The 18,345-nt window shown below is 46.8% G+C and carries 19 protein-coding genes and 1 rRNA gene; 8 read left to right on the top strand and 12 right to left on the bottom strand.

Going from position 1 to position 18,345, the window contains the following annotated elements:
* A 16S ribosomal RNA gene (locus tag L1N97_RS06115) occupies positions 1 to 124 on the bottom strand; the annotation flags it as partial.
* 551 nt (positions 125 to 675) lie between these two features.
* On the opposite strand from L1N97_RS06115, the gene L1N97_RS06110 reads away from it, so the two are divergent.
* Complete coding sequence (locus tag L1N97_RS06110; RefSeq protein ID WP_226750710.1) at positions 676 to 1,209, top strand: gamma carbonic anhydrase family protein; 534 nt, start codon at positions 676 to 678, stop codon at positions 1,207 to 1,209.
* On the opposite strand, the gene L1N97_RS06105 is transcribed toward L1N97_RS06110, so the two are convergent.
* Together L1N97_RS06105 and aroE are read right to left on the bottom strand one after the other, a co-directional pair.
* The gene (locus L1N97_RS06105) at positions 1,206 to 1,442 is read right to left on the bottom strand and encodes a DUF1488 family protein (RefSeq protein ID WP_236129158.1); all 237 of its coding nucleotides are present in this window, start codon (positions 1,440 to 1,442) and stop codon (positions 1,206 to 1,208) included. The genes L1N97_RS06110 and L1N97_RS06105 overlap by 4 nt on opposite strands.
* On the bottom strand, positions 1,439 to 2,254 hold the full coding sequence (gene aroE, locus L1N97_RS06100; protein ID WP_236129157.1) for a shikimate dehydrogenase: 816 nt from the start codon (positions 2,252 to 2,254) through the stop codon (positions 1,439 to 1,441). Before aroE ends, L1N97_RS06105 begins: the two co-directional genes overlap by 4 nt.
* A 28-nt stretch (positions 2,255 to 2,282) precedes the next feature.
* Here aroE and L1N97_RS06095 point away from each other — a divergent pair, with 28 nt between their 5' ends.
* The gene (locus tag L1N97_RS06095; RefSeq protein ID WP_236129156.1) at positions 2,283 to 2,705 is read left to right on the top strand and encodes a group II truncated hemoglobin; all 423 of its coding nucleotides are present in this window, start codon (positions 2,283 to 2,285) and stop codon (positions 2,703 to 2,705) included.
* Here L1N97_RS06095 and hemF read toward each other — a convergent pair.
* Together hemF and L1N97_RS06085 are read right to left on the bottom strand one after the other, a co-directional pair.
* Complete coding sequence (hemF, locus tag L1N97_RS06090) at positions 2,702 to 3,634, bottom strand: oxygen-dependent coproporphyrinogen oxidase (RefSeq protein WP_236129155.1); 933 nt, start codon at positions 3,632 to 3,634, stop codon at positions 2,702 to 2,704. The two genes, L1N97_RS06095 and hemF, sit on opposite strands and share 4 nt — an antisense overlap.
* Position 3,635: 1 nt before the next feature.
* The gene (locus tag L1N97_RS06085) at positions 3,636 to 4,190 is read right to left on the bottom strand and encodes a Sua5/YciO/YrdC/YwlC family protein (RefSeq protein WP_236129154.1); all 555 of its coding nucleotides are present in this window, start codon (positions 4,188 to 4,190) and stop codon (positions 3,636 to 3,638) included.
* Positions 4,191 to 4,311: 121 nt separating this feature from the next.
* Here L1N97_RS06085 and purE point away from each other — a divergent pair, with 121 nt between their 5' ends.
* Positions 4,312 to 4,803: a 5-(carboxyamino)imidazole ribonucleotide mutase gene (gene purE / locus L1N97_RS06080; protein WP_226750704.1), complete on the top strand. Its 492-nt coding sequence runs from the start codon at positions 4,312 to 4,314 to the stop codon at positions 4,801 to 4,803.
* Complete coding sequence (locus L1N97_RS06075) at positions 4,800 to 5,930, top strand: 5-(carboxyamino)imidazole ribonucleotide synthase (protein ID WP_236129153.1); 1,131 nt, start codon at positions 4,800 to 4,802, stop codon at positions 5,928 to 5,930. Before purE ends, L1N97_RS06075 begins: the two co-directional genes overlap by 4 nt.
* On the opposite strand, the gene L1N97_RS06070 is transcribed toward L1N97_RS06075, so the two are convergent.
* From L1N97_RS06070 to L1N97_RS06055, 4 genes are all read right to left on the bottom strand, one after another.
* Positions 5,927 to 6,481, bottom strand: a complete 555-nt coding sequence (locus L1N97_RS06070; protein WP_236129152.1) for a DNA topoisomerase family protein — start codon at positions 6,479 to 6,481, stop codon at positions 5,927 to 5,929. The two genes, L1N97_RS06075 and L1N97_RS06070, sit on opposite strands and share 4 nt — an antisense overlap.
* A 61-nt stretch (positions 6,482 to 6,542) precedes the next feature.
* Positions 6,543 to 7,016, bottom strand: a complete 474-nt coding sequence (locus tag L1N97_RS06065; protein ID WP_229588406.1) for a DUF494 family protein — start codon at positions 7,014 to 7,016, stop codon at positions 6,543 to 6,545.
* 2 nt (positions 7,017 to 7,018) lie between these two features.
* Positions 7,019 to 8,104: a DNA-processing protein DprA gene (gene dprA / locus L1N97_RS06060; protein ID WP_236129151.1), complete on the bottom strand. Its 1,086-nt coding sequence runs from the start codon at positions 8,102 to 8,104 to the stop codon at positions 7,019 to 7,021.
* 26 nt (positions 8,105 to 8,130) lie between these two features.
* Positions 8,131 to 9,237 (bottom strand): LysM peptidoglycan-binding domain-containing protein, encoded by a 1,107-nt coding sequence (locus L1N97_RS06055; RefSeq protein ID WP_236129150.1) that lies wholly within the window; start codon positions 9,235 to 9,237, stop codon positions 8,131 to 8,133.
* A 125-nt stretch (positions 9,238 to 9,362) separates the two neighbouring features.
* On the opposite strand from L1N97_RS06055, the gene def reads away from it, so the two are divergent.
* From def to trkA, 4 genes are read left to right on the top strand one after another with little or no spacing between them, the layout of a single operon-like run.
* Positions 9,363 to 9,878 (top strand): peptide deformylase, encoded by a 516-nt coding sequence (gene def / locus L1N97_RS06050; RefSeq protein WP_236129149.1) that lies wholly within the window; start codon positions 9,363 to 9,365, stop codon positions 9,876 to 9,878.
* A gap of 12 nt (positions 9,879 to 9,890) precedes the next feature.
* Positions 9,891 to 10,832 (top strand): methionyl-tRNA formyltransferase, encoded by a 942-nt coding sequence (gene fmt / locus L1N97_RS06045; protein ID WP_236129148.1) that lies wholly within the window; start codon positions 9,891 to 9,893, stop codon positions 10,830 to 10,832.
* Complete coding sequence (rsmB, locus tag L1N97_RS06040) at positions 10,829 to 12,130, top strand: 16S rRNA (cytosine(967)-C(5))-methyltransferase RsmB (protein WP_236129147.1); 1,302 nt, start codon at positions 10,829 to 10,831, stop codon at positions 12,128 to 12,130. The genes fmt and rsmB overlap by 4 nt, the downstream gene beginning before the upstream one ends.
* Before the next feature lie 8 nt (positions 12,131 to 12,138).
* Complete coding sequence (gene trkA / locus L1N97_RS06035) at positions 12,139 to 13,515, top strand: Trk system potassium transporter TrkA (protein ID WP_226750695.1); 1,377 nt, start codon at positions 12,139 to 12,141, stop codon at positions 13,513 to 13,515.
* A gap of 10 nt (positions 13,516 to 13,525) precedes the next feature.
* Here trkA and L1N97_RS06030 read toward each other — a convergent pair whose 3' ends face one another.
* Genes L1N97_RS06030 through L1N97_RS06020 form a run of 3 tightly spaced genes read right to left on the bottom strand, consistent with a single transcriptional unit; the run spans position 13,526 to position 18,280 of the window.
* A complete protein-coding gene (locus L1N97_RS06030; protein WP_442967218.1) occupies positions 13,526 to 14,980 on the bottom strand; it encodes a TrkH family potassium uptake protein in 1,455 nt (484 codons plus the stop codon).
* An 18-nt stretch (positions 14,981 to 14,998) separates the two neighbouring features.
* Positions 14,999 to 16,324 (bottom strand): Xaa-Pro dipeptidase, encoded by a 1,326-nt coding sequence (gene pepQ, locus L1N97_RS06025; protein WP_236129145.1) that lies wholly within the window; start codon positions 16,322 to 16,324, stop codon positions 14,999 to 15,001.
* 42 nt (positions 16,325 to 16,366) lie between these two features.
* Entirely contained in the window at positions 16,367 to 18,280 is a 1,914-nt protein-coding gene (locus L1N97_RS06020; protein WP_236129144.1) for a transglycosylase SLT domain-containing protein, read from the bottom strand.
* Positions 18,281 to 18,345 lie beyond the last annotated feature (65 nt).

Below are 18,345 nucleotides of genomic sequence, written 5' to 3'. Positions count from 1 at the left end.
TCCCTATACATTACTCACCCGTCCGCCGCTAAATCAGGTAGCAAGCTACCCTCATCCGCTCGACTTGCATGTGTTAGGCCTGCCGCCAGCGTTCAATCTGAGCCATGATCAAACTCTTCAATTAAAGTTTTTTCGAGACAAAAGTCTCAGCTCAGCATTACTGACTAAATCTTTATAACTTGGTCACTCATACTGATTATTTCGTTTTAACGAACATCATCATAAGTGCCCACACAGATAATTGATTGCGAATTGTTAAAGAGCGTGCTTTGAACTTCAAAGCGGGAGGCGAATTTTACACCTACCAGATTTTAAGTCAAGCGTGAGGATAATTCTTTTTTAAAAGTTATCATCACACTAGACTCTTGTTACTTTACTTCGCTTTTCGAGGCTTTCATCAGCACCCTGAAGCGAGGCGGCCATTTTAGTGATTTAAACTCTGCTGTCAAGCGTCTTTTTTAAAGATTTTTGCAACTTCGCTTTATCTCCTCAGGTTTCGCTGAACTCTCGTTCGCCGCATCCCCCGTGGCATGGCGCGCATTATAGGACCTTTTAAATATCCTGCAAGCGTTATAATTAAAAAACTTTGTCATTTTCGATCGTTAGCAGAAAATTTCAACGAAATGCAGATTTTTACAACATTTACTGCATAATAAGTCTTCACAGGAGGGTTTTATGACTTTAAGAACATATAAAGGTATTGCACCGAAACTAGCTGAAGGCGTTTATGTAGACGCATCGAGTGTTTTAGTCGGCGATATTGAATTAGCTAAGGATGTCAGTATCTGGCCATTAGTTGCGGCAAGGGGCGATGTTAACTTCATTAAGATTGGTGCTAGAAGCAATATTCAAGATGGTTCCGTTTTACATTTATCACGCCCAAGCAAAGGCAAGCCCGCTGGCTCACCCTTAATTATTGGTGAAGATGTCACGGTGGGACATAAAGTCATGCTACATGGTTGCACCCTAGGCAACCGCATACTTGTTGGCATGGGTGCCATTGTTATGGATGATGTGATGGTAGAAGATGATGTGATTATCGGGGCGGGAAGTTTAGTGCCGCCAGGTAAAACACTACAAAGCGGCTATTTATATGTGGGTAGCCCCGCTAAAGCGGCTCGGCCATTAAATGATCATGAGAAAAGCTTTCTAACCGAGTCGGCTTTAAATTATGTCCAATTAAAGAATGAGTATTTGGCGGAAGGTTAAAGCCAAATTTCACCACTCTCTATATAGGTATCTTCGGCAATAGCGGTTTCAGTCAGATCTTCCCAAGTAAACGCATCAGCGATTACTTGGGAGAGGAAGACTTGTGCATCTTGCTTTGCCGGTATTGCGATATAACACTGCACTTTTAAACCACTTACTAAGCAACTAAAGGCTATGGCTTGTTTGGGCGCTGCATAGTGAAAGTCGTTATTAAAAATTAATTGCTGGTTCATAACGCTAATTGTGCCTTTAACTGCGCCAGTACCGGCGCCATATCCGGTTGCTTGCCACGGAATAAAGCGAACGCGGCGGCCGCTTGCCCCACTAACATGCCTAAACCATCTGCAGTATTTTGCACACCTTGTTGCTGGCACCATACCAGAAAAGCAGTGGGTGAAGCACCGTACAACATGTCATAAGCCCATTGGCAATTCGCTAAATGCACGCTGTTAAATTCAGGTCGCTGCCCAGTTAAACCTGATGAAGTTGCATTTATAATTAATTGATAAGGTAACATCGGTATATCGGTTAACGCTGCTGCACTTACCTTGGCATTAAAATTTGCCGCAATTGCTTCAGCTTTGGCGTGGGTACGATTAGCAATAACAATTTGCCCTACGCCTGCTTTTAATAAAGGCCCCACTATGCCGCGAGTTGCGCCGCCCGCGCCGATGATTAACACTTTAGCTTCCGCTAATGCCACGCCTAATCGCTGCAAGTCATGCAGTAGGCCCACACCATCCGTATTATCCCCAACAATTTGGCCAGCATCGTTAAAATATAAGGTGTTTACCGCCCCCGCTTGTAACGCCCCCTCTGAACGCACTTGCGCTAAGGCAAAGGCTTGCTCTTTAAACGGCATAGTGACATTTGCGCCCTTGCCACCGGCATTAATGAAGTGCTGCCAGCTGTCGGCAAAACCCTCTACCGGTGCTAGAATAGCCTCATAACTGATGGGTTCAGCCGTTTGCAATGCAAATTGCTGGTGAATAAAAGGGGATTTAGAGTGCCCTATTGGATTACCAAATACTGCGTAACGGTCCACAATGATGCCTTTTAAGAAGTTAATACAGATGATTTTTAATAAAAGTAACACAAATAGCAATACGCATCCCACTCCTACGCAAACACCTTATCAATTAATGGGCGGCGAAACGGCAGTGCGTCACTTGGCCAACCGTTTTTACGACATTATGGAAACGGCACCTGAAGCGAAAGCCCTCTATGCCATGCATCCTTTACCTTTAGATGGTATTCGGCAGAAGTTTTTTGAGTTTTTGTCTGGTTGGTTAGGCGGCCCAGCTTTATTTGAACAAAAATATGGGCACCCTCGGCTGCGTGCCAGGCATTTACCCTTTGAAGTCAATGAGCAAATGCGTGAAGAATGGATGTTTTGTATGAATCAGGCATTAAATGAAGTGGTCAGCGATAAAGTGTTACGCGAAGGGATCCGCCAGTCGATTGGTCAACTGGCGTCACATATGATCAACTGCTAGTTAGCAGCTAACAAACCCAACCAATCTTGCGGCTTTAAATAACGCTCATACAACAACGCTTCTGGGCTAGCCGCTTCAGGTTGATAAGCATACTGCCAACGAACTAAAGGCGGCATCGACATTAAGATTGACTCGGTACGCCCGCCACTTTGCAAACCAAATAAAGTGCCGCGATCATAAACCAAATTAAACTCTACATAGCGGCCACGCCGATAGAGTTGAAATTGGCGCTCACGCTCGGCATATGGCAAGGCTTTACGTTTAGCCACAATGGGCAGATAAGCCGGGATAAAGGCTTCTCCTACCGCACGCATTAATGCAAAGCTTTGCTCAAAACCTAAAACATTTAAATCATCAAAAAATAAGCCACCCACGCCGCGGGTTTCGCCACGATGTTTTAAATAGAAGTAATCATCACACCACTTCTTATAAGCAGGGTAATAATCAGCACCAAAAGGATCGACAGCATCCTTAGCTGTTTGATGCCAATGAACAACATCTTCTTCAAATGGATAGTAAGGCGTTAAATCAAACCCGCCGCCAAACCACCATACCGGTTCCTCGCCTTCTTTTTCTGCAATAAAAAACCGGACATTGGCATGCGTAGTCGGCACATAAGGATTGTTAGGATGCAACACCAAAGATACACCGCAAGCATTAAAGTTGCGCCCTGCTAACTCAGGACGATGCGCAGTCGCAGAGGCAGGCATCTGTGCACCAAACACATGTGAATAATTTACACCTGCTTGCTCAAAGACTTGACCACCCGTTAATACTCGACTGCGACCACCACCGCCTTCTGGTCGCTGCCAAGCATCTTCAACAAACTGCGCGCCACCATCGGCCTCAGCAAGTTGCTGGCACAGTTGATCTTGTAACGCCATTAAAAAGGCTTGTACTTGAGCAAGTTGCTCAGAATGATGAGGCATATTAACTCCTGATGATTTCGCCGGTCATGGCATCACGTATTTGGCTAGGTTGCGTCGCCCCCCCTAAAGGGCCATCAACCACCGCAGCGACTTGTAAGCCAATACTGGCTAATAATTGCTGATAATCATTAATGGCTGCTTCACCTGCAAGATTAGCGCTGGTGGAAACAATAGGTTTACCATACGCCTGACATAACTGTTGTACTACCGGATGTGCACTGACACGCACCGCAATACTATTAAAATTGCCTGTTATCCAACGCGGCGCCTTAGCACTGGCGGGAAGAACCCAACTCACATGACCTGGCCAACATGAAAATATTTGAAAACGCCGCTCTATAGGAATAGCGTTGTCGTGGATGTAAGGCACTAACTGGGAGTAGTTCGCGGCAATCAAGATCAAGCCCTTTGCAACGGGACGCTGCTTAATCGCGAGCAGTTTTAACACCGCCTCTTCATTATCCGGATCACATCCAAGGCCATAAACCGCTTCGGTAGGATATGCTATCACCTCGCCTGCCATTAATTGTTCTACTGCAGTATCAATTGTTGCCATTTTTCACCTAATTCATGCCGCAGACAGACGACCTAGCCACTAAACATTTTATTCGTAACACGATGGGCGGTATAATAACCGTTTCAAACTTCGACTTCATCAAGTTCACAAGGAAACCACTATGCAGGTTGGTATTATCATGGGTTCAACGTCAGATTGGCCTACCATGAAACATGCGGCAGATATGCTTGACCGTTTTGGCATTGCCTATGAGACCAAGGTGGTTTCGGCTCATCGCACCCCACAATTACTGGCTGATTACGCCACTGGCGCGGCTGCACGGGGTTTGAAAGTGATCATTGCCGGTGCTGGTGGTGCTGCGCACTTACCGGGTATGGCCGCCGCTTTTACGAGTTTGCCGGTTTTAGGTGTTCCTGTGCAGTCAAAAGCTTTAAAGGGTATCGACTCTTTATTGTCTATTGTACAAATGCCAAAAGGTGTTGCTGTAGGCACACTGGCGATTGGTGATGCGGGTGCCGCCAATGCAGGTTTGTTAGCCGCGCAAATTTTAGCCACCAGCGATGCCAGTTTATTGGCCCAAATTGATACTTTCCGCGCGGCTCAAACCGAGTCGGTATTAAGCCAACCGGATCCATCACAGGTCGCACTATGAAAGTATTAGTGTTAGGTGCCGGCCAATTGGCTCGGATGATGGCGCTTGCTGGAGCACCGTTAAACATCACCATCAGTGCCTATGATGTCAATACAGACACCCTAGTGCACCCGTTAACCCAGCAACAATTAGGCAGCGGCTTAGCGCAAGCACTTGAAACTGCTGATGTGGTGACTGCTGAGTTTGAACATATTCCCTTGGCTATCTTAGAGCAATGCCAAGCTAGTGGTAAATTTTTACCGGGCGCCAGCGCTATTCGTGCAGGAGGGGATCGTCGGGTAGAGAAAGCCTTACTGGCCAGCGCTGGTGTTGCCAATGCCGCTTATCAGGTGATCAACAACCAGGCCGATTTTGAACAGGCGGTGAGTCGCTTAGGCTTACCGCTTATCTTTAAAAGCGCCTTGGCAGGCTATGATGGCAAAGGCCAATGGCGTTTAAAAGAGGCCGCGCAAACTGCCACCGTATGGCAGCAAATGGCCGATTTTTTAGCGGCAGATAGCAGCCAAGCTATCGTTGCGGAGCAATTCATTGGCTTTCAACGTGAAGTATCGCTGGTCGGTGCTCGCAGTATAACAGGTGAAGTGAAAGTTTATCCACTGACTGAAAACCATCATGTTAACGGTGTACTCAGTGTGTCGTTAGCACGTCCAGTGGATCACGCACTGCAACACCAAGCCGAACAGATGTTTGCTGCCGTTGCCGAACAACTCGATTACGTTGGTGTATTAGCAATTGAGTTCTTTGATGTGGCTGGCCAATTGCTGGTGAACGAAATCGCCCCACGCGTGCACAACTCGGGGCACTGGACACAGCAAGGTGCTGATTGCTGTCAGTTTGCCAATCATTTACGTGCAGTCTGTGGTTTGCCGTTAGGCAGTACCGCCTTGGTGCGGCCAACGCTGATGGTCAATATCTTGGGTGAAGATGAAGTGCCCAGCGCAATTTTGAATATTCCTGCGCTGGGTTTGCATTGGTATGGCAAAACTAAACGTGCGGGTCGGAAGATGGGTCATATCAATTTATCGGCCAACAGTACCGCCGAACTTAAAGCCCAATTTGCTAAATTGATTGATCAATTACCGGCAAGTGCTTTTCCTGAACTAGAGCAGATGTTACATCAACTTTAGTCCAAGCTAGGATCCGGGGCAGTTTGTTTCTGTTGGCAAGCTTTGCTGGCACAGACCTGCCCCGATTTCTTCTGCAATAATAATGGAAAGGCACAGTATTGACAGATCCCAACCACTGGCTGGTCGTTAACAATAAACTTGCATTGTGGATATCGATCACAACCCCAAAACGTTTTACCAAACTTACTTAACCGCTCGGTTAAACTCCCCTGCTGACATTTAGGACAACTGACATTTGGCTGCTCAGTAGTCACCGGTTCTTCATGGACAATAAAATGACACGCAGGATAATTAGTGCAGCCTATAAACATACCATAACGACCATTTTTCACCGCCAAAGCACTTGAACATTCTGGACAATGTTCTTGCTCTAGTACCTTAACTACGCTGGTTTCATGCTGATGTAATGCTTTAATATAATGGCAGCTTGGGTAACCCGTGCAACCTAAAAAAGCCCCATTTTTACCTGAGCGGATCTGTAAGGGCTGTTGGCACAGTGGGCAGTGTTCGGTTTGTTGCGGTAAAGAAAATAACGGTGAAGGATCGGTCATAACAGCCTAAGTTGAATAATGCTGACGAACCACTCGCCAGCATTAATGTGCATTCTACGCGCTAGTGTAGCGGCCCATCAACTTCGTCAAAAATTAAATCTTCCATTTGGGCATACGCACTTTCTCGACCAGGCACATTAAACAGCACCATTAAGACAACCCACTTAAGATCATCCAAACTGATACTAGCACTGTCTAAGTCCATAACCCGATCAATAACCATTTCGCGGGTTGTGGCATCCAGCACGTTAACTTGCTCAAGAAACATCAAAAAACCTTGGCCTGGGGTATCAATTTTCCGATACTCGTCTGCAGTAAAAATCCGCGTCGAGTTGCTCGCTACTTTGGAAAGATAAGGTTTAGTTTGATTCTCTTGCAAGGCAGATAATCGATCTAACCATTTTAAGGCACGAAATATATCATCATCATGAAACCCGGCTTTACTGAGCTCTTTGGTCAGATCGGCATGATTTACATAAATATCAGCTTCGTTATGTATATAATTTTCAAACAGATAAACGAGGATATCAAACATAATCAGGTACTCCTCAATCTAATGTAACCACCGGGAACTACTGCAACCTTACCGGCTAATTCAAGCTCAAGTAAGGTAATGGATACGTCTGCCACTGACATGTTGGCCCGCTCTGCCAGCACATCGGCTGGTATGGGACTATCTCCTACGTTATCGAACAACTGCTGACTGCACAAGTCTAGCGTGACATTTATTTCTGGAACAGCAGCTAAACCGTTATCAGCAAAAACCGTTCGCTCTTCTAGTATATCGGCCACACAACTGACAAGTTTAGCGCCTTGTTGGATCAGGTAATGACAGCCTGCTGCTTGCGCATTATGAAAACTGCCCGGTACAGCAAACACTTCACGATTATAATCCGCAGCAAGATTCGCACTAATTAACGAACCACTCTTTAATGCGGCTTCAACAACAACAGTACCCGTACTTAGACCAACAACAATGCGATTTCGTTGCGGGAAAAACTCAGCTCGGGCACGCACATCTGGAAAATATTCAGAAACAAGAGCACCCGCTTGCACAATACGTGTAGCTAAATGACGATTACAACTAGGATAAACTTGTCGCAGCCCATGCCCTAATACGGCTACTGTTTTCCCACCAGCGTTTAAAGCACCTAAATGACTTTCACTGTCGATCCCTTTCGCCATACCTGAAGTGATGACCATACCTTGTTCAGTTAACTCAGCCGCCAGTTGTCGAGCAACCGCTCTGCCGGTAGGGGTAGGCGCACGACTGCCTACCATGGCAATTTGTGCCGACGATAATAACTCTACTTGGCCTTTAACAAATAATACGGCAGGTGGATGTGGAATTTCTTTTAATAACGGAGGATAAAACGGATGGTCAAAAGGAATAATATGCTGATCAGCCGTTTCGGCCTGCCAGCTCAGCGCTTGCTCAACCCAAGACGCGCTCTCATAACAAAGCAATTGGGCCTGCTTTTTAGTCAGGCCCAGCTGTTGTAAGGTGCTGGCCGGCAAAGCCAATAACTCTGCCAAACCAATATGCTCGTTTAGCTGGCGACAGCGCTGGCCGTCTAAACCATGCACACTCGCTAACGCAAGCCATGTATGTAATGCTTCCATAACATCATAGCTCCCGACAGTTTACCTTATAGGTTGCCGATACTATCTCCAACGCGAACCGGAGCAATGGTTTGCGTGACAATTGCAAAGCTGACTTTTTCTGCGGTTTTAAAGACCATCATTTCACCGACTTTCTCTTTCGGCATTTCAATGGCTTCACCACCAACATCACGCATCAGTTTTTGCAGCTTGGTCGCATCTTCAAGGTAAACAGGGCCATTGCGACCGTCAACCACGGTCGGTGATTGCCGATAAATACCCAGCATGTGACCGGCTTTTAATTCCTGCTCACCGCGGTTAAGAATAACCACATCCATTTTAGCCATTTCACGTAAATCGGACGACGCGGCAATAATGCGACCTTCGATCGGTGTACTTGGCTGCGTCATCAAAAAGTGTACCGGCAATGATTGCGATTCGTAGGCCGGGATCACCTTGTCGCCTTGGCGAATTTCACGGGTAATATTCAGTACCTGCATAGCGGCGGGCTCGAAAGCGCTACTTTCTGTCGCGGCACTGCCGCCCCGAATAACTCGGGTGGTGGCAATTAAGCGTGTTTCATGACCCAGTGTTTCACCGGTATCCGGATCAACATAAGCCCGGCCTTGACGATATACTGCATAAGCTGCACCTTGCAGTAGCTCATTATTCACATATAACGTCTGTGTTTCAGCGGCACTTTTAGAGGCGCGATTGCTCCCTAAGATGTAAGGTAAAGCATCGATCTCAGCTTGTGATAAGGCCTGATCATAGGTTAAAAAAGGACGTATGATACCCAAGGGTAAGGTGGCTATCGCATCCGGATTTTTATGCGTAGTACGGGTTTGTGGTGTTAAACGCACCGCCCGCTTATTCACGGCCAATACCGGGCGACCTTCACTATCAAAGGTTAACGTTAAAATATCACCAGGATAAATTAAGTGTGGGTTATCAACTTGTGGGTTCATTTGCCATAATTGCGGCCACAACCAAGGCTCATTGAGATATAAACCAGAAATATCCCATAACGTGTCCCCCGCTTTAACCACGTAGGTCATCGGTGCGTTGTCGCGCAACTTTAATACATCTGCTAACACACTAGCTGAAAACCAACATATTGAGGCCGCTATTATCAGTGTTATTTTTTTCAGCATGCCAGCTTCCTTTAAAACTATACTGTTTTGTAATTATTACATACTAAGCTGTTATTGCAGCGCAATAATGGCTAAAATTAAAACATACCACAGTGATTTAATTAAAGCATATTTTTGTAGGTGTTATGGCTGTTTTAAAAGTATTACATTACCCAGACGATCGTTTGCGCACTATTGCCAAACCGGTCACCACTATTACGCCGGAAATTCGGCAGTTAGTTACCGATATGCTCGACACCATGTATGATGAAAATGGTATCGGCTTAGCGGCGACCCAAGTTAATCAGCATTTACGCATCGTCGTGTTAGATCACTCGGAAGATCGCAGTGAACCCATGGTGTTTATTAACCCTGAGATTATCGCACACGATGGCGAAACCAGCTATGAAGAAGGCTGCTTATCTGTGCCGCAAAACTACGCGTCAGTGAAGCGAGCCAAAAATATTACCTTAAAAGCTCAGGATATTGATGGCAATAGTTTCGAACTGCAAGCCGATGGCCTACTCGCCATTTGTTTACAGCATGAACTAGACCATTTAATTGGCAAGCTGTTTATTGATTATCTGTCGCCTTTAAAACGCGAGCGTATCCGCAAAAAGCTAGAAAAAGAAGCCAAACTGGCTGAACGCCACGCGCTGTAAACAGGAAAAACTGTGACCCAACCTCTTCGAATTATTTTTGCCGGTACACCGGATTTCGCCGCCTGCCACTTACAGGCGTTGTTAGCAAGCGAACATCAGATTGTGGCGGTTTACACCCAGCCAGACCGACCGGCTGGCCGTGGTCAAAAACTACAACCGAGCCCAGTGAAACAATTAGCTGAGCGCCAGCAGATCCCGGTATATCAACCTAAATCACTCAAAAAAGCGGCTGCGCAGCAAGAATTAGCCGCCTTAGACGCCGATTTGATGATTGTCGTTGCCTATGGCTTAATTTTACCCAAGGTAGTGCTAGACACGCCGCGCTTGGGTTGTATCAATGTGCACGGTTCGTTGTTACCGCGCTGGCGTGGCGCAGCACCTATTCAACGCGCGCTCTGGGCTGGCGATCAGCAAACGGGCGTCACCATTATGCAAATGGACGAAGGGTTAGACACCGGGGCGATGCTCAGTAAAGCCGCGATCTCAATTACTTCAACCGACACCAGTGCCACTTTGTATGGCAAATTGGCAGAGTTGGGGCCACAAGCGTTGCTCACTGCACTGACACAACTACCACAGTTGCAACAACAAGCCGAAGCCCAACAAGACGCTGCAGCCAGTTATGCACAAAAACTATCCAAAGAAGAAGCCCGTCTTGATTTTAATAAGAATGCCGATGCGCTAGAGCGTGAAGTGCGAGCTTTTAACCCGTGGCCAGTCAGCTATCTTGAGCTACCCCAAGGTGCGGTCAAAGTTTGGCAAGCACATGTTGTACCGAGTGACGAACAAACTATTGGCACCGTTATTAGGGCAGATAAAACCGGTATTTATATCAGCTGCCAGCAAGGGTCTTTAGTGATTACGCAACTGCAGCCCCCCGGTAAAAAACCTATGTCAGCGGCTGATTTTTTAAATGGCCGCAGTGACTGGTTACCTGTGGGTCAGCAATTATGAGCGCCCAACTTCGCGCACTCGCCGCCGATACTTGTTATCAAGTGATTGACCAAGGTAAGTCTTTATCGGACGCCTTACCTCGGGCACAACTTAAATTAGATTTGCCTGCAGACAAAGCTTTGCTACAAGAAATTTGCTTTGGGGTCATGCGTTACTTACCGCAACTGGAAACCGTTTGCCAACAACTGATGAGCAAACCGTTGGTGAAACAACTGCGGCCGTTGCAGTTCTTGTTGTATGTAGGCATTTATCAGTTAAAGTTTATGCGCATTCCTGATCATGCCGCCATCAGCGAAACGGTTGAAGCCGCACGAAGTTTAAAAGGCCAAAGCCTAACAAAACTGATTAACGCGGTGTTACGCAGTGTGCAACGTCAACCGGCACTATTTGATTTTAGTCATGCGCCTGATGCCGTGAAATTTAACCACCCCGGCTGGCTAATCAGCGCTTTGCAACAAGCATACCCCGCAGATTGGTCTGATATCCTGGTAGCCAACCAACAAAAAGCGCCGTTATGGCTGCGCGTTAATCAGCAACAAATTAGCCCAACGCAATTTTGTGCTGCGCTAACGGCTGAAGATATTGCTTATACCCAACCCTTTAGCTATTTACCGGTTGCGATCAAACTACAACAGGCTTGCGATATCACCAGCTTACCGGGCTATCAGCAAGGCTGGTTCTCTGTGCAAGATGCCGCAGCGCAACATGCCGCTTTATTACTGAATGCACAACCCGGCGAGCAAGTGCTAGATGCATGCTGCGCGCCCGGTGGCAAAACGTGCCATATTTTGGAACAGACCACTGACCTGCATTTAACCGCACTGGATCGTGATGAAAAGCGACTAGAGCGCGTGCATGCAAACTTAGCACGGCTACAATTAGAGGCTCGCGTCGTTGCTGCCGATGTGCTTGATACTGCACGCTGGTGGCAAGGTGACCTGTTTGATCGCATTTTATTAGATGTACCCTGTTCAGCCACCGGTGTGATCCGGCGCCATCCTGATATTCGCTGGTTACGTAAAAAAGCTGATATCGCTAATTTAGCCAGCTTACAAACCGACATTTTGCAACAAGCTTGGCAGCTATTAAAACCTGGCGGCACCTTACTTTATGCAACCTGTAGTGTGTTACCGGCCGAGAACCTGCAACAAATCACGCAATTTTTGGCACACCAAGCCGATGCAAGCCTAGTGCCTATCACTCAAGCAGGTACCGAAGCTTGTTGGCAAATCTTACCGGGTGCAGCCGACATGGATGGCTTCTTCTTTGCCTTGTTGCACAAAGCAACGCCGAACTGAGACAGACTATGAAAATCATCATCCTAGGGGCAGGACAAGTTGGCGCAACACTGGCAGAAAATCTGGTCGGTGAACAGAATGATATTACGATTGTTGATACCAATCTGGATAAACTGCGCTCATTGCAAGATCGTTTTGACCTGCAGGTGGTGTTTGGTCATGGCTCACATCCTGATATTTTGCGCAAAGCCGGCGCCGAAGATGCCGACATGGTTGTTGCCGTGACCAACTCGGATGAAGTTAACATTGTGGCCTGTCAGGTGGCCTACAGCATGTTTAATACGCCGCTGAAAATTGCCCGTATTCGCACCAATCAGTATTTAAAGTACCGCGATGAGCTGTTCCACAAAGACGATATGCCTGTTGACCACTTTATTGCGCCGGAAGCCTTGGTGACCAATTATATTCGCCGGCTAATTGATTACCCCGGTGCACTACAGGTCGTTGAATTTGCTGAAGGTAAAGTCAGTTTAGTTGCGGTGAAAGCCTATTACGGTGGCTTATTAGTGGGCCATGCGTTATCGGCGCTGAAAGAACACATGCCACATATCGAAACCCGTGTGGCCGCCATTTATCGCCGTGGTAATGCGATAAAGCCGCTGGGCACCACCATTATTGAAGCCGACGATGAAGTGTTCTTTGTCGCAGCCACTAAACACATTCGCGCGGTAATGAGCGAACTGCAAAAGTTAGAACGTAGCTATCGACGGATCATGATTGCCGGTGGTGGTAACGTCGGATTTGGTTTAGCCCGCGCATTAGAAAAAACCCATAGTGTAAAATTAATTGAGCGCAGTAAAGAGCGGGCTGAATTCTTATCCAGTGGCTTAGATAACACTGTTGTCTATGTCGGCGATGCTTCCGATCCTGAATTGTTAGAAGAAGAAAACATTGAGCAAATCGATGTTTTTATTGCAGTAACGAACGATGACGAAGCCAACATCATGTCGGCCATGTTGGCAAAGCGCATGGGCGCACAAAAGACCATGGTGCTAATTAAGCGCAGTGCCTATGTTGATTTATTGCAAGGTGGCGAAGTGGATATTGCGGTGTCGCCGCAACAAGCCACTATCTCAGCATTATTGACGCATATTCGCCGCGGTGACATTGTCAATGTGTATTCACTGCGCCGTGGCGCGGCTGAAGCCATTGAAGCCATCGCGCATGGTGACAGTAGCACCAGCAAGGTGGTAGGTAAAACCATTGGCGAAATAAAACTGCCGCCAGGCACCACTATCGGCGCCATCGTCCGAGGCGATGAAGTCATGATTGCCCATGATAATACGCGCATCAATACTGATGATCACGTTATCTTATTTATGGTCGATAAAAAACACATTGTGGAAGTCGAAAAGCTGTTCCAAGTCAGTGCGATTTTTATCTAGCATTCTAAGCTTAGTCTTTCCAAAAGGCAGGGGTAAATAGCACCAGCAAGGTGAAAATCTCCAAGCGACCGAACACCATAGCCACAATCAAAATCCATTTACTGGCATCGGGGATATTACCGAAGTGAGCGGCCACTTCGCCCAGACCCGGCCCCAGATTATTTAAACAAGCCGCGGTTGCTGAAAACGCCGTAATATTATCTAAGCCAGTAAAAATCAACGCCAGCATAATCACCACAAACACTAATGCATAAGCCGCAAAGAAGCCCCATACCGCTTGCACAATACGGTCTTCTACAGCGCGACGACCTAACTTAATGGCATATACCGCGCGTGGATGCACCAAGCGATTGAGCTCACGCGCGCCCTGTTTAAACAACAACAGCACTCGCACAACTTTCATGCCGCCACCGGTCGAGCCAGCACAGCCGCCAATAAAACTTGAAAATATTAGCAAAATAGGCAAAAACAATGGCCAGGTTGAAAAGCCATCCGTAGCAAAACCGGCGGTAGTGGAGATAGACACAGCTTGAAATACGGCATGATTTAGTGCGGTGAGCTTATCGGGATAGACACTGGTGTGCAGCAACACTAAGAAACAAATGACAATTAAGGCCACTTGAATCCCAAAAAAGGTATTAAATTCTGGATCGCCAAAATAGGTTTTTAAATTTTTGCCGCGCACGACAGCAAAATGTAGGGTGAAATTTACCGCACTAATAAACAAAAAGAACACACAGATCAGATTGATCAACGGACTGTTAAAATGGCCCATACTGGCGTCATAAGTAGAAAAGCCACCAATAGCGACCGTTGAAAACGCATGACAGATGGCGTCGAACGCCGACATACCGGCTAAATAAAAAGCTAAGGCACAAGTAATGGTTAAGGCTAAATAGATATACCAGAGGTGCTTTGCGGTATCAGCAATACGCGGTGTCATTTTGTTATCTTTAACCGGCCCGGGGGTTTCAGCACGAAACAACTGCATCCCGCCCACACCGAGCAGTGGCAAAATGGCTACTGCTAAAACGATAATCCCCATACCGCCTAGCCATTGCAATTGCTGGCGATAATAAAGAATGGCCTTGGGTAACAACTCAATGCCGGTTAGCACTGTGGCGCCGGTCGTGGTTAAGCCAGAAAAGGCTTCAAACATCGCGGAAGCGAGATTCAAATTCGGATATTCAGCCAGAACTAACGGAATACCGCCCACCGCACCGAGCACAATCCAAAACAATACCACAATTAAAAAACCGTCACGTACTTTAAGTTCGCGACGGTATTTGCGATTCGGATACCAGGTCATAAAACCGATGGCAACACACATTAAAAAGGACAAAATGAAGGGTAAACCCGCACCATCTTTATACCAGAACGCCACCATCGCCGGCGGCACCATGGTGATACTGAAGATAGCAATCAGCATCCCCAAGATACGGATAATCGAACGATATTGCATAATGTCCTTTTCAGCGACCGCTTATGGCAGTTGCAACTCGCGAGTCATATTCTCATTGCGCTCACGGTGCACAATAATGTTATCTTCGATACGAATACCACCAAACTGGCGGAAAGCATCAATTTTTTGCCAATTAAACAGCTTATTCTCGGCTTTGTCTTGCCAGTCGGCTAACAGACTATCGATAAAGTATAAGCCTGGTTCAATAGTAAATACCATTGACGGTTCAATCAGCCGTGTACAACGTAAGAACGGATGTTGTTCTGGTGAAGCCACATGAGTGCCACGTTCATCGGCCATAAAACCACCGACATCATGCACTTGCAAACCGAGGTGATGGCCCACGCCGTGCGGGAAAAAGGTGCTACTGATACCGGTATCCACAATAGTATCGACACTGCTGCGGACAAAATCAAAATCGATCAGCACTTGTGCTAACAAGCGATGAGTTAAAAACTGTAAATCCGTGTATTTGTTACCCGGTTTAATCGCATCCACTACCTGCAAATGCACGTTTTGCACCGCTTGGATCAGTGTAGAGAATTCATCTTTCGGATCGAAGCTGTAGGTACGGGTAATGTCAGCCGCATAACCATGAAACTCGGCACCCGCATCAATTAAAAAGGAATGATGCTGCGCAGGTTTTTTCCGCTCTAAAGCAGTGTAGTGCAAGATAGCGGCATGTTCATTTAAACCAATGATATTGCCATAAGGCACTTCATTTTCAGTTTGGCCAACAGCCGCTAAGTAAGCGAGCTGAATATCAAACTCACTGCCACCGGCATAAAAGGCCGCGGCTGCCGCTCGATGCCCGGTCACGGCCATACGGTTGGCATTGCGCATACAGGCATGCTCATAAGCGGTTTTATACGCCCGGTAAAAATGCAGGTAGTTCATCACTGGCTCAGGGTTGATGTGGGTAAAGCCTAAGGCTTTAGCGACTTCAAGATACTCACCTAAATACGCCACGCGTGCTTTATCATAAGGCAACAGCTTTTCAACCATATTAGCTTTTTCAAGCAACTGAATATCAAAGTGTTCAGCCCAAAAATCACTTGGTGCGTCAGGCACTTTGTGCCAAAAATCTTTTGGCCGATAAAAAATCAGTTTGGGTTTATTTACACCATCAACTATTAACCAGCAATGCGGATTATCGACTACCGGTAACCACGCTTTAAAATGTGGATTGGCTTTAAACGGATAATCCATATCATCTAAGAACTTGCGCTTTGCTTGACCTGAATGAATCACGAGCGCGTCGAGATTCTCACGAGCCAGCACATTGCGGGTACGCAACTGCAGTTCTGCAAGATGCTCTGGGTAAAGTTGCTGATATGTTGAGTTCATAAACACCTTACTGGTTGCTGTTAAGGGCTTTGGATAATAACATCATTTACTCTTCGCCCCAATCTGCATCGCAACCAGCGGTTGAAACACATCAATGGGTTCATTTAAGCGAATATTGTAAATCTGATAATACGCCATCACTGCTTTTACATACTCTCGCGTTTCGCGATAAGGGATCGTTTCTACCCATACATCAACGGGCAAAGCGTGGTCTTTCGGGATCCATTGCCGAACACGACTGTAACCCGCATTGTAAGCCGCGGTGGCCATAATTAAATTGCCATCGTTACGCTTCATCAAATAGTTAAGGTAATCGGTACCATAATCGATATTGGTGGTGGGGTTATAGAGTTGCGCTATTTGCACGCGTTTTTTTGCAATATCATTAGCGGTAGCGGGCATAATTTGCATTAAACCTCGCGCACCCACCGGAGAATTAGCATCAGCCATAAATGAGCTTTCGCGCCGGGCTATTGCCATAGCCCAACCAGAATCTACTTTTGCGCCTTTCGCCGAGCGTTGAATTTCATCTTTATAAGCCAGTGGAAAACGTAATTCTACATCGTCCCAATAACCGGCATCCGCCAGCGTAAAAATGGCGCGTTCATGCCACTCCATTTGACCGGCTAGCTTAGCCGCGGCTAACTTTTGCGATTCAGTCACTGAGCGCTGTAAGAAATTCCATTCCCGTCGCGCTTCGGTCATTCGGCCAAGTGCCAGCCATTCAATGGCGCGTTGCACCGCAGGGTGTTGCTGCACTAATAACAACTCTTCAGCAGATACCGGCACCGGAGTGTGCGCTAAACTCGGCGGCAGCCCCAACTTAGCTGCCGACATAAAGCCATAAAAGTGTCGACGCAAAGCCAGCTCACGGAAAATGGGATCGGCCTTTGCTTGCTGCCCTTGCTCTTCAAAAGCACGAGCTAACCAATAGCGCCAATTGATATCTGCCGCGAGCTCTGCAGGGAACTGCTCAATGACTTTTTGCACTTTCGGCCAGTTTAGCTCTCGTAACGCATGGCCCACTTGCCATTGCGCTAAGCTGCTATCCAATAACTCGGGGGGTAACTGCCCCATCCACTCATCGGCGCGACTATCCCCTTTACTGGCTAAGGCAATAGCAAATTGACGCTGCACATCAACGCGCTGAGCAGCGGTAAAATAAGGGTCATTAACAAAACGCTGCCACATTTTTAAGGCCTGATCGGGTGAGCGCCAAATTAGGCGTTTTAAACCGTAAGCCAAAATGTCGCGTTCAACCACATGTTTACCAGGAAAGAAACGACCTTTCGTCATGACACTAGGGTCCTTTCTCACTTGTAGCCACATGTCCGCTAAATATTGCTGATTAGCCGGTAACAAGGTTTTTAAATAACGAATTAAGCTCGCATCGCCGCCTTCTGCAGACAATTGAATACGTCGCAACACCGTATCGGCTTGCAGCGGATTAACCTGGCGCCATTGTTTAAATAGGCCATCGCAGTCTTTAGGTTGTGATTTCCCTACGGTCCATAACGCTTGTACTTCCTGCCAGACTTGCTGCTTATCAACCGGCTTGATCCGCAAACGCTGCTCCAACGCCGTGCAATTTAGCTCAGCGTCTGAACTACCCGGAAAGTTCGTTAAAAACCGTTCAGATTGCTTTGCTTTCGCTAAGCTTTGTAAAAAGGGCCGGCGCAACGGCCAATCTAGCGGAGAGCCTTTATGTTGCTGCAAAAAGCTTTCAATATCAGTGTGAGCATTCAAACGCCGCTGTAAGTAGCGTTGTTGCAGATAGGGTTGTAACGGATAATCTTTTAATTCTTCTAGCCACGCTTCAACTTGCCTAAGAGATGCGGAACCCATTTGGCGCTCGGCTTGCACAAATAACTCACGTTGCTGTTCAATCTGTTCAGCATTACTGACAGCCATTGTAGAAAAAAAAGTACAACTTAATATAAAGATCAGGCGTTTCACTGTACAACTCCAGATGAAAACTTAGTCAGTCAATACTGTCTATAGTTTAGTATGTTTGTGCTTAG

Origin of the sequence: Rheinheimera sp. UJ63 (genome assembly GCF_021568285.1) — a bacterium.
GTDB lineage: Bacteria > Pseudomonadota > Gammaproteobacteria > Enterobacterales > Alteromonadaceae > Alishewanella > Alishewanella maricola.
Note: the sequence above shows the minus strand (reverse complement) of the source record. Positions and strands in the feature narration are given on the sequence as shown.